This is a genomic window from Micromonospora sp. I033, assembly GCF_053890995.1.
This window is the reverse complement of the sequence record NZ_JBSSLX010000172.1, coordinates 1-12501: the sequence shown is the minus strand read 5'-3', so window position 1 is coordinate 12501 and position 12501 is coordinate 1. Positions and strand designations below refer to the sequence as shown.

At 74.5% G+C, this 12501-nt stretch carries 19 protein-coding genes; 15 read left to right on the top strand and 4 right to left on the bottom strand.

Features of this window, described 5'->3' with window-relative positions; all coding sequences use genetic code 11:
- From ACW0Q9_RS23410 to ACW0Q9_RS23395, 4 genes are all read left to right on the top strand, one after another.
- A partial coding sequence (locus ACW0Q9_RS23410) for a SelB domain-containing protein (RefSeq protein WP_456184707.1) occupies positions 1-436 on the top strand: 436 nt, incomplete at its 5' end.
- Positions 437-492: 56 nt separating this feature from the next.
- Complete coding sequence (locus ACW0Q9_RS23405; RefSeq protein WP_456184705.1) at positions 493-690, top strand: hypothetical protein; 198 nt, start codon at positions 493-495, stop codon at positions 688-690.
- Positions 690-1967, top strand: a complete 1278-nt coding sequence (locus tag ACW0Q9_RS23400; RefSeq protein ID WP_456184703.1) for a hemolysin family protein — start codon at positions 690-692, stop codon at positions 1965-1967. The genes ACW0Q9_RS23405 and ACW0Q9_RS23400 overlap by 1 nt, the downstream gene beginning before the upstream one ends.
- Positions 1968-2048: 81 nt before the next feature.
- A complete protein-coding gene (locus ACW0Q9_RS23395; RefSeq protein ID WP_456184701.1) occupies positions 2049-2219 on the top strand; it encodes a hypothetical protein in 171 nt (56 codons plus the stop codon).
- A 9-nt stretch (positions 2220-2228) separates the two neighbouring features.
- Here the strand turns inward: ACW0Q9_RS23395 and ACW0Q9_RS23390 are convergent, their stop codons facing one another.
- A complete protein-coding gene (locus ACW0Q9_RS23390; RefSeq protein ID WP_456184699.1) occupies positions 2229-2882 on the bottom strand; it encodes a hypothetical protein in 654 nt (217 codons plus the stop codon).
- A 126-nt stretch (positions 2883-3008) separates the two neighbouring features.
- On the opposite strand from ACW0Q9_RS23390, the gene ACW0Q9_RS23385 reads away from it, so the two are divergent.
- Positions 3009-3221 carry a hypothetical protein gene (locus ACW0Q9_RS23385; RefSeq protein WP_456184697.1) on the top strand — a complete coding sequence of 71 codons (213 nt, stop codon included), beginning with the start codon at positions 3009-3011 and terminating at the stop codon, positions 3219-3221.
- Here ACW0Q9_RS23385 and ACW0Q9_RS23380 read toward each other — a convergent pair whose 3' ends face one another.
- The 3 genes from ACW0Q9_RS23380 to ACW0Q9_RS23370 all read right to left on the bottom strand — a co-directional run bounded on the left by ACW0Q9_RS23380 (position 3222) and on the right by ACW0Q9_RS23370 (position 4847).
- Positions 3222-3695: a hypothetical protein gene (locus tag ACW0Q9_RS23380; protein WP_456184695.1), complete on the bottom strand. Its 474-nt coding sequence runs from the start codon at positions 3693-3695 to the stop codon at positions 3222-3224. It abuts the gene before it with no gap.
- Positions 3692-3901, bottom strand: a complete 210-nt coding sequence (locus tag ACW0Q9_RS23375) for a phosphatidylethanolamine-binding protein (RefSeq protein ID WP_355642202.1) — start codon at positions 3899-3901, stop codon at positions 3692-3694. Before ACW0Q9_RS23375 ends, ACW0Q9_RS23380 begins: the two co-directional genes overlap by 4 nt.
- Before the next feature lie 64 nt (positions 3902-3965).
- Positions 3966-4847: a universal stress protein gene (locus ACW0Q9_RS23370; protein WP_456184692.1), complete on the bottom strand. Its 882-nt coding sequence runs from the start codon at positions 4845-4847 to the stop codon at positions 3966-3968.
- Positions 4848-4975: 128 nt separating this feature from the next.
- Here ACW0Q9_RS23370 and ACW0Q9_RS23365 point away from each other — a divergent pair, with 128 nt between their 5' ends.
- The 10 genes from ACW0Q9_RS23365 to ftsR all read left to right on the top strand — a co-directional run.
- A complete protein-coding gene (locus ACW0Q9_RS23365; protein ID WP_456184690.1) occupies positions 4976-5722 on the top strand; it encodes an SAM-dependent methyltransferase in 747 nt (248 codons plus the stop codon).
- A gap of 124 nt (positions 5723-5846) precedes the next feature.
- A complete protein-coding gene (locus ACW0Q9_RS23360; protein ID WP_456184688.1) occupies positions 5847-7034 on the top strand; it encodes a PP2C family protein-serine/threonine phosphatase in 1188 nt (395 codons plus the stop codon).
- 47 nt (positions 7035-7081) lie between these two features.
- Positions 7082-7552: a MarR family winged helix-turn-helix transcriptional regulator gene (locus ACW0Q9_RS23355; RefSeq protein WP_456184686.1), complete on the top strand. Its 471-nt coding sequence runs from the start codon at positions 7082-7084 to the stop codon at positions 7550-7552.
- A 315-nt stretch (positions 7553-7867) separates the two neighbouring features.
- Positions 7868-8494 (top strand): CDP-alcohol phosphatidyltransferase family protein, encoded by a 627-nt coding sequence (locus ACW0Q9_RS23350; RefSeq protein ID WP_456184684.1) that lies wholly within the window; start codon positions 7868-7870, stop codon positions 8492-8494.
- Positions 8491-9435, top strand: coding sequence for a DUF881 domain-containing protein (locus ACW0Q9_RS23345; protein WP_456184682.1), 945 nt, complete (start codon positions 8491-8493; stop codon positions 9433-9435). Before ACW0Q9_RS23350 ends, ACW0Q9_RS23345 begins: the two co-directional genes overlap by 4 nt.
- The gene (locus ACW0Q9_RS23340; protein WP_007071104.1) at positions 9432-9764 is read left to right on the top strand and encodes a small basic family protein; all 333 of its coding nucleotides are present in this window, start codon (positions 9432-9434) and stop codon (positions 9762-9764) included. The genes ACW0Q9_RS23345 and ACW0Q9_RS23340 overlap by 4 nt, the downstream gene beginning before the upstream one ends.
- A gap of 10 nt (positions 9765-9774) precedes the next feature.
- Positions 9775-10701 (top strand): DUF881 domain-containing protein, encoded by a 927-nt coding sequence (locus ACW0Q9_RS23335; RefSeq protein ID WP_456184680.1) that lies wholly within the window; start codon positions 9775-9777, stop codon positions 10699-10701.
- Positions 10702-10757: 56 nt separating this feature from the next.
- Positions 10758-11138 (top strand): glycine cleavage system protein GcvH, encoded by a 381-nt coding sequence (gene gcvH / locus ACW0Q9_RS23330; RefSeq protein WP_456184678.1) that lies wholly within the window; start codon positions 10758-10760, stop codon positions 11136-11138.
- Between the two features lie 217 nt (positions 11139-11355).
- The gene (gene odhI / locus ACW0Q9_RS23325) at positions 11356-11808 is read left to right on the top strand and encodes an oxoglutarate dehydrogenase inhibitor Odhl (protein ID WP_007071101.1); all 453 of its coding nucleotides are present in this window, start codon (positions 11356-11358) and stop codon (positions 11806-11808) included.
- Positions 11809-11858: 50 nt separating this feature from the next.
- The coding region (gene ftsR / locus ACW0Q9_RS23320; protein ID WP_456184676.1) for a transcriptional regulator FtsR at positions 11859-12501 on the top strand (643 nt) is incomplete at its 3' end.

Genomic DNA, 12501 nt, shown 5'->3' with positions numbered 1-12501 from the left:
GCTGGTGGAGGCGCTGCTGCGTCCGCCGTTGCGGCTGCGCGCCGGCCGGGTCACCGCCGCGCCGGGCGACGCGCTGCCCGAACCGGTGGCCCGGGCGGTGTCCCGGGTACGCGCCGAGTACGGCGGCCGCCCCTTCCAGGCCCCCGAGGCGCACCGCCTCGCCGACCTCGGCCTCGGCCCGCGGGAGATCGGGGCCGCGGTGCGGGCCGGCGCCCTGCTCAAGCTCGCCGACAACGTGGTGCTGCTGCCCGGCGCGGTGGACGACGCGGTGCGGGTGCTCGCCGGGCTGCCGCAGCCGTTCACGCTCAGCGCCGCCCGGCAGGCCCTCGACACCACCCGCCGGGTGGCGGTGCCGCTGCTGGAACTGCTCGACCGGCGCGGCGCCACCCGGCGGCTGCCCGACGACGCCCGCGAGGTCGTCCGCCCGCCCGGCTGACCGTCGGGTGCGCCAAGCGGCACCGGGGGCCGCATCCGGTCACCTACCGTGACGCCATGGACCCTTCGGCGGTCTGGCGGGACAGGAACCACCGGTGGCGCATCGAGGCGTACCGGGCACCCGACCTGCGGTTCGCCGTCTTCGCCACCAACGGCACCACCGAGTCGGCGCCGCTGTGGCTGTTCGGGATGGCCGCGCTGGCCCGGTGGCTGATGACCCACGCGATCTCCCTGGACGACCTGGAGAGCGACTGATGGCCGGCCAGCTCGCCCTGGTGCTGGTCCTGGTGCTGGTCAACGCGGCGCTGTCGGGCGCGGAGATGGCCATCGTGACGCTGCGCGAGGGGCAGCTGCGGCGGCTGGGCCGCGCGGGGCGGAGCGGGGCGCGGTTGACCCGGCTGGCCCGGGAGCCGAACCGCTACCTGGCCACCATCCAGCTCGGCATCACCCTGGCCGGGTTCCTCGCCTCGGCGGCGGCCGCGGTGTCGCTGGCCGAGCCGCTGGTGGGCCCGCTGGGCTTCCTGGGGCGGGCCGCCCGCCCGGTGGCCGTGGTGCTGGTGACGGTGGTGCTGACCTTCGTGACGCTTGTCGTCGGCGAGCTGGCCCCGAAGCGGCTGGCCATGCAGTCGGCGGAACGCTGGGCGCTGCTCAGCGCCGCGCCGCTGGACCTCCTCGCCCGGGTGTCCCGCCCGGCGGTGTGGCTGCTCAGCCGGGCCACCGACGTGCTGGTCCGGCTCGCCGGCGGCGATCCCCGGGCCAACCGGCAGGAGGTGACCGAGGAGGAGCTGCGCGAGATGCTGGTGAGCCAGCGCGGCCTCTCCGCGCAGCAGCGGGAGATCCTGTCGGGGGCGTTCGACATCGCCGGCCGTACGCTGCGCGAGGTCCTGGTGCCGCGCCGCGAGGTGACGTTCCTGCCGGCGGAGCTGACCGCGGCGGAGGCCATGCGCCGGCTCGCCGCCACCGGCCGGTCCCGCGCGCCGGTCACCGGCCCCGGCGGGCTGGACGACGTGCGCGGCGTGGTGCACATCCGCGACCTGGTCGACGCGGACGGGGCCGATGTCGGGCAACGCGTCCGGCCGCCGGTGCTGCTGCCCGGCACGCTGCCGGTCGCCGACGCGATGCGGCAGCTGCGCCAGCGCCACGAGCAGCTCGCCCTGGTCATCGACGAGTTCGGCGGAATCGACGGCCTGGTCACCATGGAGGACCTGCTGGAGGAGGTCGTCGGCGAGCTGTACGACGAGACCGACCGGGACGTGCACCAGGCGGTACGGGAGCCCGACGGCGCGCTGCTGCTCCCCGGCGACTTCCCGCTGCACGACCTGCCCGACGCCGGCGTCCAGGTGACCTTCCCGCTGACCCGGGAGTACACCACCGTCGCCGGGCTGGTCCTGGCCGGGCTGGGGCGGCTGCCCACCGGCCCGGGGGAGCGGATCCGGCTGCCCGGGCTCACCGTCGAGGTCGTCGAGGTGGCCGACCGGGTCATCCGCCGGGTACGCCTGCGCGGTCCCGCCGCCGGCTGCCGGGCGGAATGACCACGACCGGGGGACAAGCACGCGAAACGGGCCTTCGGGGCGCCGGCCGGCCGTAGCGTCCAGGATGTGAAGGACCGAGGAATGCGGACGTTCGTCACCGTGCTCGCCGGGCTGGCCGTGATCTACTTCGGGGCCACCGGCCATCGCAGCAGCGGCGGGGAGGGCGAGGGCATCTCCGGCAGCGTCGTGCTGCTGGCCCTGCTCGCCTCGGCGCTCGCCTGGAACCTGACCAAACCCGGCCCGGCCAAGTGAGGGGCCGGCTCAGCGGGCCGCGGCGGTCCGGCTGATCTCGCCGGCGGACTCCTCGCCGAGCGCCACCCGCACCAGCGCCGACGCCAGCCGCCCGAAGTCGGCCTCGCCGACCAGCCCGGCCAGGCCGCCCGGGTTCGCCGGCAGGCCCAGCCGGCGCGCGCCGGCCAGGGTGCGCCGGTCGGCGTACGGGCGCACGTCCCGCCAGACCGCCTGCGCCTCGCGCAGGAAGATGTCCGCCCCGGTCGGGCCGATGCCGGGGAACTCGGTGAGCAGCCGGCGCAGCACGCTCCGGTCGCCGTCGGCCTCCTTGTGCATCCGGCGCAGGTCCCCGTGCCACCGGTCCAGGCAGAGCCGGGCGCCGGTGCCGAGCATGGTGGCGGTCCGCTCGTCGTAGCGCCGGTAGTGGCCCCGGCCGAGCGCGTCGACCCGGTCCTGCCAGCTCGCCGCCTCCATGGCCTGGGGGGTGCGGTAGCCGGCCGCGAAGAGCTCACGCGCCGCGGCGATCGCCACGCACGCCCGGATCCGGGTGCTCAGCAGCGTGGCGAGCACCAGCAGCTGGTAGAGCGGCCCGGGCCGGTCGGCGAGGCTGATCCCGGCCTCCTCCGCGTAGGTGCGGGACTGCCGGTCCAGCAGCGCCCGCGCCACGTTCCGATCGTCTGGCATCCGGTGTGGGTACCCGTCCGGGGCCGGACCAGACGCGCGCGGCGGAGCCGGAATGTGCCCGGCGGCGGCGGGTACCCGGATCAGGTGCGCGGCCCACGCCGTGCGCCCCACCGGAAGGAGAGACCTGTGGTCAAGCCGCAGCAGGAGGAACTGCGCCGGAACGACAAGGGCGCGACCAGCACGGACAGCCGGAAGGGCACCGTCGGGGCGAGCGGGCATCCGCGCAACAAGGGCACATCCAACGCGGACGTGGGGCGGCCGGTCCCGAAGGGTCAGGTGTCGCCGTACGGGCCGGCCGGCGAACCGGTGGCCGAGGACGAGAGCGACCGGCGGGGCTGATCAGCCCCGCCGCGACGGCGGCCGCAGCCTCCGCCAGGTGGCTGCGGCCGCCGCTCCGTACGCCAGGTGCGGCACCACGTCGGACAGCCAGTCGGCCTTACGCCAGGTGCGCGGGTCGCTGATGCCGAGCGCGGCGATCGACCCGTCGGAGGTGGCCATCACCCCGCCGCCCAGCAGCCCCACGGCCACCGGCAGCGGGATGCGCCGGCGGGCGGCCAGCAGTCCGAACAGGGCCCCGGCCGCGACGCCCGTGCCGTAACCGATCACCGCGCCGAGGCCGGTGCGGCGGTTCCCGGCCTTCTCCGCGGTCCCCAGGTCGACGTGGGCCGCGTCGGCGAACTTGCCGGCGGTCTGCTCCGGGGTGCTGCTCGCCGGGCGTCCCCGCAGCGTCATGTCGAGGTAGGTGACGATGTTCAACGCGGCGCTGCCGACGGCGCCCGCGATGGCGCCGTCGACCACGGGAGCCGCCCTCACTTCGGGTCGCCCGGCTCGCGCTCGCCCTTGGGGCCGAACGTCCGTTCGCCCCGCACCACGCCCCGCTGGCCGCGGTCGTCCTGGAGGATCCGGTTCGCGACCTGATTCGCCTCCTTGTCGGCGGCCCGCCCGGACTGTTCGATCAGATCCCGCAGCCGCGCGCGTTCCTTGTCGTACGCGTTGCTGCCCGGCCGTGGTCCTGGCATCGCTGCCTCCTCCGGTCGCTGTGGCTGACCGTACCGTCTACCCGCCGCGGGCGGGGCCAACCGTTCAGCCGGGGGCGCGGACCACGGCCACCGGGCAGTCGGCGTGGTGCAGCACCCCCTGGCTCACCGAGCCGAGCAGCAGGCCGGTCAGCTCGCCCCGGCCGCGCCGGCCGACGACCACCAGCTGGGCCCCACGGGACGCCTCGGTGAGCGCGGCGACCGGCCGGGCGTGCACCACCTCCCGGGTGACCGGCACCTCCGGCCGGCGCTCGGCCAGCCCGTCGAGCGAGTCGGCCAGCACCCGGTCCTCCTCGCCGCGCAGCTGGCCCTCCTCGTACACCAGGGGTTGGATGTCGCCGGGGCCGGAGGAGGCCGGGTGGGTGTAGGCGTGCACGGCGTGCAGCCGGGCGCCGCGGACCGCGGCCTCCTCGGCGGCGAACTCCACCGCGGCGCGGGACAGCGAGGAGCCGTCGACCCCGACCACCACCGGGCCGCTCGGGCGCGACGTGCCCCGGGCGACCAGGACCGGGCAGTCGGCGTACGAGGCGACCTGGATCGCCACCGAGCCGACCACCAGGGCGGCGAAGCCGCCGAGGCCGCGGTCGCCCACAACGATCATGACGGCGGTCGGGGACTCGCCGAGCAGCGCGGCCGCGGCCTCCCCGTCGATGATCTCGCCGGAGACCCGCAGCCCGGGCGCGGCCGCCTCCGCCTCGGCGACCGCCGCGGCGACCAGCTCCTCGGCCTGATGCCGCAGGCCGCTGCCGGGTGGCCCCTGCGCCGGCGGCGACACGGGTACGCGCAGCAGGGGCCAGATGAACCCGTGCACCACGCGCAGCGGCCGGTCCCGTCGGGCCGCCTCCTGCGCCGCCAGGCGCACGGCCTTCAGCGCCTGCTCCGAGCCGTCCACCCCGACCACCACGGCCGCGCCGTTCGCCGAGTTCACCCCGTACCTCCTCGCCGTCGGCCGCCCGCGGCCAGTATCGCGGCCGGCGGGCGGTCGCCGGGGCGATACCGCCCGAGCCGACCCCTGGGTACGCTGGCGACCATCGCGTGAGAGAGGGAGCCTCGTCGATGGCCGAGCCCGACCAGCCGAGCACCGCCCGCATGATCGACTATTGGCTCGGCGGCGAGCACCACCACCCGGTCGACGTGGCGGCGGCCGCCGCCTTCGAGGGCGCGTACGGGCCCTGCGCGGCGATCTTCCGGGCGCTGCGCGACTTCCTGGGCCGGGCGGTCCGGTCGATGGCCGACGCCGGGGTGGACGGCTTCCTGGTCTTCGGGGCGGGCGTGCCCACCCGCGGCAACGTGCACGAGGTGGCCCCGGACGCCACCGTGCTCTACACCGACGTCGACCCGGTGACGGTCCGGCTGGGCCAGCGCCTGCTCGCCGACAGCGACCGGGCCGGCTACGGCTACGGCGACGCCACCGACATCGGCACCGTCGACCCGGCCCAGCTGCACCGGTTCGTCCCGGGGTGGGGGAGGAGGCCGGTCGGGGTGGTCTTCCTCGGGCTGGCCGCGTTCCTGGACGACGAGACCCTCGCCCGCACCCTCGACGAGCTGTACGGGGCGGTCGCGCCGGGCAGCTTCCTGGCGATCGACTTCGACAGCGAGGAGCTCGCCGCGTATCCGGAGGCGTTGGCCATGATGGGCCCGGCGTTCCGGATGCGGGCGCCCGACCGGTTCGCGCCGCTGCTCGGGCGCTGGCAGCCGACGGCGGACGGCATCGTGCCGGTGGCGCGGTGGCGACCGGTTGGCACCCCGGAGCCGGTGCCGGACGCCTTCTACGGCGCGCTGGCCACCAGGCCGGCCGACTGAGCGCGGGACCGTCCACCCGCGAGCGACGCCGCTGCGGCGCAGGTCAGAGCCGGGGCGCAGCGTTGCCGGCAGCCTCCGTATGATTCTTGCCCTACAGCAATAGTCGCCATCGGAGGATCTCAGCATGCCGGACGCGTCCGGAGCGGTGTCGCGCGCCCTGCGCGCCGCGCCCCCCGACCAGTTGGCGGAGGCCGCCGACGCGGCGATCCGCCGGGTGCTCGGCGCGTCGCGGACCGAGGTGTTCGTGGCCGACTACCGGTTCACCGGGCTCTGGCCGGTGCTGGACGCCGAGCTGCCCGAGGGCGGCTTCCTCGCCTGCCAGGGGGTCGCGCAGCGCTGCTTCAGCAGCCAGCAGCCGGTGCTGGACACCGGCGAGGACGGCCGGTGCCGGGCCTACCTGCCGCTGTCGGCGTGGGGGGAGCGGCTCGGCGTGCTGATGGTCGAACTGCCGGCGGCCCCGGACGCGGCGACCGTGGCGGCGGCCCGGGACGTCGCCGGCGACCTCGCGGTGGCGCTGCGGGCGGCGGACCGGGAGACCGACCGCTACCGGCGCGCGCGCCGCCGGGAACGGCTCAGCATGGCCGCCGAGATGCAGTGGGACCTGCTGCCCGGGCGCAGCGTCACGCACGGCGACTTCGTGCTGGCCGGGCAGCTCGAACCGGCCTACACGGTGGGCGGCGACCACTTCGACTGGTCGGTCGACGGCGACCGGCTCACCGTCACGGTGCTCAACGGCGCGGGCAACGGCCTGGCCGCCTCGCTGCTCACCGCGGTGACCGTCAACGCCATGCGCAACGCGCGGCGCTCCGGCGGGAGCCTGGTGGAGCAGGCCGAGCTGGCCTCGGACACCATCTTCTACCAGCACCGGGGGAGCCGGCACGTGGCGACGCTGCTGCTGGAGTTGGACAACCGGCGGGGCGTGGTGCGGGCCGTGGACGCCGGCTCGCCGCACGTGCTGCGGCTGCGCGGCGGGGCGGTCACCCCGATCGCGCTGGAGCAGCAACTGCCGCTGGGGATGTTCGCCGAGACCCGCTACGACGTGCAGGAGTTCACCGTGGAGCCGGGGGACCGGCTCTTCGTGGTCAGCGACGGGGTCTACGCGGCGGAGCCGGCCGGGCAGGAGCCGTACGGGGAGCGGGCCATGGCGCGCGCGATGCGGTCCACTCGGTTGCAACCGGCGACCGAGGCAGTTGGTACGGTGATGCGCGAACTGCACGCGTACCATGCCGACGCGGATCTTCGCGACGACGCGGTCGTCGTCTGCCTGGACTGGCGCGGTTCCAGCCCTCCGGACGACCCCGGCGGGCGGTGACGGACCGGCGGAACGAACACGAGCGGGACGATCGCAGGGGACAGCGGGTGGAGCGACCTCCGAATCTTGCCGCGGCCATCGATGCGGCGGCCGAGGCGCTCATCGGTGTGCTCGACTCCGCCACCTCGCGGCACAACGTCAGTGTCTCGCCGACCCAGTTGCGGGTGCTGTCGCTGATCATGTCGCACCCGCACACCAACGTGAACCGCCTGGCCGAGCTGCTCGACGTGGTCCCCTCGTCGGCGAGCCGGCTCTGCGACCGGCTGGAGGCGGTCGGCCTGGTGCGCCGGGCGGCCGATCCCCGCGACCGGCGGGAGGTGCGGCTGATCCCCACCGCCGCGGCGGAGACCCTGCTGCGGGAGCTGGCGGAGCGGCGGCACCGGGCGGTCCAGGCGGTGCTGGACCGGATGCCCCACCGGGCGCAGCACGAGCTGCTGCTGGCGCTGATGGCGTTCGGTCAGGCCGCGTCGCTGAACGCCCCGCAGGCCGGCTCCGACTCCACCGCCCGCACCGCCTGACCTCGGCCCACCCCTGGCAGTGATCAGGGACGGTCCGGTGCTCGACTAGTGTCCTAGGATGCCCTACAGGTGGTGCGGCGCCGCACAGAAGCCGAAGGCACCCAGCGACGCAGCGCGGGGGCCGGGCCCGGTCGGGGGAGCCCGATATAGTGGCAGCGCAACTGGCCGGCCCATGATCGACGCGATCCTGGGCCGCGAGGGGGAGGTCCCAGCCCGGGATCGCAGAGGGCGCCGGCGTCTGACCGGCCGGCAACGCGCACGTCCCTGTGGCGGCCGATCACTCGGCCGCCGGACCGTGCTGCGAAGGGAGGTTCGGTGTCGCGTCGGCCGGCTCCATCGGAGCACCCGGCTCCCGGCGGTGCGGCGGTGGGGGACCGTGTCCTCACCCTGCCGAACATGATCAGCTTTGTCCGGCTCGTCGGTGTGCCGCTCTTCCTCTACCTGTTCCTCGTGGTCAAGGCCGACGTGGCCGCCATCGTGGTGCTGGCCATCGGTGGCACCAGCGACTGGGTGGACGGCTGGATCGCCCGGCGCCTGCAGCAGGTCAGCCGGCTGGGCGAGCTGCTCGATCCGCTCGCCGACCGCCTCTACATCCTGGCCACGCTGCTGGCGTTCACCGCGCGCGAGGTGGTGCCCTGGCAGTTCACCGGTGCGCTGCTGGCCCGCGAGCTGCTGCTGCTCGGCTCGCTGAGCGTGCTGCGCCGCTACGGCTACGGCCCCCCGCCGGTGCACTACGTGGGCAAGACCGCCACGTTCCTGCTGCTGGCCGCGTTCCCGATCCTGCTGCTGGCGGCCGCCGCCCCGGGTGTGGCCACGGCGGCCGGCGCGATCGGTTGGGGGCTGGCCTGGTGGGGTCTGGTCCTCTACTGGGTGGCCGGGGCGATGTACGTGGTGCAGGCCGGCCGCCTGGTGCGGGCGCGGCGCGCGGGGGCGGCGGCGTGACCGCGGCGCCGCCCCGGGACAAGGGCACCGACCCGTCGGCGCGGGTGTACGCGCCGGACTTCCTCACCGAGCTGTTCCGCAATCCGCTCGATCCGGGGTACGCCGACGCGGCGGCCCGGCGGGTGGCGGTGCCGCCGTCGCGGCTGCGGCGGGTGCTGGCCCGGCCGGTGAGCGTGGTGGTGCTGTTGGTGATCGGGTTCCTGTTCGCGGTGGCGTACCGGGAGACGGTCGCGGAGGAGCCGGGTCGGGCGAAGGCGCGGGCCGGGCTGATCGCCGAGATCAAGCAGCGCGAGGCGGAGACGGACCGGTTGACCGCGCGGGCGGATCAGCTGCGCGAGGAGGTCAGCCGGCAGCGGGACGCGGCGTTGAGCGGCTCGCAGGCGTCGCGGCTGCGCAACCTGGAGGCGGGCACGGGCCTGGGCCGGGTGCGCGGTGACGGTGTGGTGGTGCGGCTGGCCGACGCGTCGGCCGACCGGGACGCGGTGACCGGCGCGGACGCGGGGCCGTCCCGGGTGCTGTACTCCGACCTGCAGAAGGTGGCGAACGCGCTGTGGGCGGCCGGCGCGGAGGCGGTGGCGATCAACGGGCAGCGGTTGACGGCGACGTCGACGATCCGTTCGGCGGGTGAGGCGATCCTGGTGGACTACCGGCCGGTGACGAGCCCGTACGAGGTGACGGCGATCGGGCCGGGGTCGATGCGGGATCGGTTCGACGACAGCCGGGCGGCGGAGCTGATGCGTGACGTGCAGCGGACGACGGGGTTGTCGTTCGGGGTGAAGGACGCGGACGACCTCACCCTGCCGGCCGCTCCGCAGCCGCGGCTACGCTACGCCGAGCCTTCGGTGAGTCCGAGCCCGTCGGGTTCGGGTGTCGCCGGTTCGACAAGTCCCGGGCCGTCCGGCTCGGGTACCTCTCCCAGCCCCTCCGGAGGTGGCCGATGATCGCGGTGCTGGCGTTGCTCGCCGGTGTGGTGCTCGGGGTGTATCTGGATCCCACGGTGCCCGCGGCGCTGCAGCCGTACCTGCCGATCGCCGTGGTGGCGGCGCTCGACGCCGTGTTCGGCGGGGTGCGGGCGAAGCTGGACCGGATCTTCGACGACAAGCAGTTCGTGGTGTCGTTCATCTCGAACGTGCTGGTGGCGGGTCTGATCGTGTACCTGGGTGACCAGTTGGGGGTGGGCGGTCAGTTGTCCACCGGTGTGGTGGTCGTGCTCGGGGTGCGCATCTTCGGAAACGTGGCGGCGATCCGCCGGCACCTGTTCCGGGCGTAGGTTTGTGGCGATGAGCGAGGAGCACAGGGAGACGGGGACGGGGTGGCCGCAGCCGGAGGAGCCGGCGCGGCCGTCGGGTCCGGCCGGTGAGCCGGATCCGCGCCCGGACGCGCCCGATCCGGATGAGTTGAGCCCGTTGGCGCCGGCGGGGCCGGTCGAGCAGGAGGACGTGCCGCCGCCGGCTGAGGAGCCCGGGGCGTCCGCCGCGGAGCCGGAGGCGAGGCCGGTGCCGGTGTCGCGGCGGCTGACGTCGGCGGGCGCGATGATCGCGGTGTTGCTGGCGTTGCTGGGCTTCACCCTGGTGGTGCAGTTGAAGACGACGTCGACGGATCCGACGCTCGCCGCGACGCGCGAGGAGGACCTGGTCCGGATCTCGTCGGATCTGGACTCGCGGGAGCGGCGGCTGCGGCAGGACATCGAGGCGCTGGAGGAGAGCCAGCGGCAGTTGCGTTCGGGTGAGCAGGGCCGGCAGGCGGCGCTGGAGGAGGCGACGCGGCGGGCGGACGAGCTGGGCATCCTGGCGGGCACGTTGCCGGCGGTGGGGCCGGGTCTGTCGGTGCGGTTCGAGGGCCCGGACAAGGCGGTCTCGGCGGCGCGGATCCTGGACGCGGTGCAGGAGTTGCGGGGCGCCGGCGCGGAGGCGATGCAGATCGCGGGCTCGGACGGGGCGGCGGTGCGGATCATCGCGTCGACGTATTTCGTGGACGGGCCGCCGGGTGGTGGCCTGGTGGTCGACGGGCGGCGGTTGAGCGGCCCGTACGTGATCTCGGTGATCGGTGATCCGGCGACGCTGCGTACGGCGTTGAACATTCCCGGCGGGGTGGTCGCATCGGTGGAGGAGGCCGGCGGTAACGTGACGCCGGTGGACAGTGAGGCTGTGGAGGTTTCGCAGCTGCACGCGCCGATCAAGCTGGAACACGCCCGGCCGGTCTCCTGACCGGTCGCGGCCGCGCCGGTTTCCCCCCGGTGCACCGATGACGAAGGACGCAGCTGGTGATTCCTGAGGATCTGCGGTACACCGCCGAGCACGAGTGGGTGGCTGGTGGGGACGGCGGTGCCGTCCGGGTCGGTATCACGCACTTCGCGCAGGATGCCCTGGGTGACATCGTGTTCGTGCAGTTGCCGGACGAGGGCGCGGTGGTGGCGGCGGGTGAGTCGCTCGGTGAGATCGAGTCGACGAAGAGCGTGTCGGAGATCTACGCGCCGTTGAGCGGCACGGTGGCGGCGCGCAACGAGGCGTTGGCCGACACCCCTGAGGTGATCAACACGGATCCGTACGGTGCGGGGTGGCTGGTGGAGATCACTCCGGATGATCCGTCGGCGGTCGAGGGTTTGCTGACCGCTGGTGCGTACCGCGAGCTCACCGAGAGCTGAGTTCGTGCGTTCCGGGCGGCGGGGTTGTCTCCGCGCGTCCGGTTGCCCTGTTTTTCGGCGCTGGCTAGGCTCGCCCAGTTGACCGAGAACCCATAGTTTGAGCGTTGCGGAATGCGCCTTCCCGGCACGGGGAGCCAGCCGCCGGGTGTGTTTCTGCCCGGCGGCCAGACCCGCCATTACCCGACGCCGACCGAAACAGATCCGTGAGGTGGTCCCCATGACGCGCCCAGACGACGAGTTCCCCCCGCTCGACGTCACTTCGACGCTCAATCTCGGTTCGCTCGACGAAGTGCTGGAGGGCCCGGACACCGATGTGGTGCCGAGCCGGATGTCCGGTTCGTTGCCGCCGGGGATGGCGCTGCTGGTGGTTCGGCGGGGTCCGAACGCGGGCGCCCGGTTCCTGCTGGACCACGACGTGACGACGAGCGGCCGGCACCCGGACAGTGACATTTTCCTCGACGACGTGACGGTGTCGCGGCGGCACGCCGAGTTCCACCGGGACGGTGGCACGTTCACGGTGCGGGACGTGGGCAGCCTGAACGGCACGTACGTGAACCGGGAGCGGGTCGAGGCGGCGACGCTGAGCAACGGCGACGAGGTGCAGATCGGTAAGTTCCGGGTGGTGTTCATCGCCGGTCCGCGTCCGGAGGAGGAGGCCGGCCGGGGGTGAACGGGCCTGCGGCTTCGACGTCGCCCGGGGAGGCGCGTGGGGCTCCGCTGATGAGCATCGGCGAGGTGCTGGCGCAGTTGCGGGTGGAGTTTCCGGACGTCACGATCTCGAAGTTGCGGTTCCTGGAGGCCGAGGGCCTGGTGGAGCCGGAGCGGACGCCGGCGGGGTATCGGAAGTACAGCTGGGACGACGTGGCGCGGTTGCGGTTCGTGCTGACCGCGCAGCGGGACCAGTACCTGCCGTTGCGGGTGATCCGGGACCAGTTGGCGGAGTGGGACTCCTCGGGCGCGGCGCCGGGGCGGCAGCGGCCGAACCTGGTGGCGGTCGGTCCCGGTGGTGAGGTGCCGGGTCGGGAGGTGGCGGAGTCCGCCGAGCCGTCGGAGGTGCGGCTGGGTCGGGTGGAGCTGATCTCCCGGAGTGGGGTCGACGAGTCGACGTTGGCCGAGTTGGAGCGGCTCGGTGTGCTGGTGTCGGACCCGCCGGGGTGGTATGACGCGGATGCGTTGATCATCGCGCGGGCGGTGGCGGGGCTGGCGGCGTACGGGTTGGAGCCGCGGCACCTGCGGGCGTTCCGGACGTCGGCGGATCGGGAGGTCGGTCTGTTCGCGCAGTTGGTGGCGCCGTTGGCGCGGCAGTCGGATCCGGCGGCGCGGGCCCGGGCGGCGGAGACGGCGCGGGAGTTGCTGGCGTTGT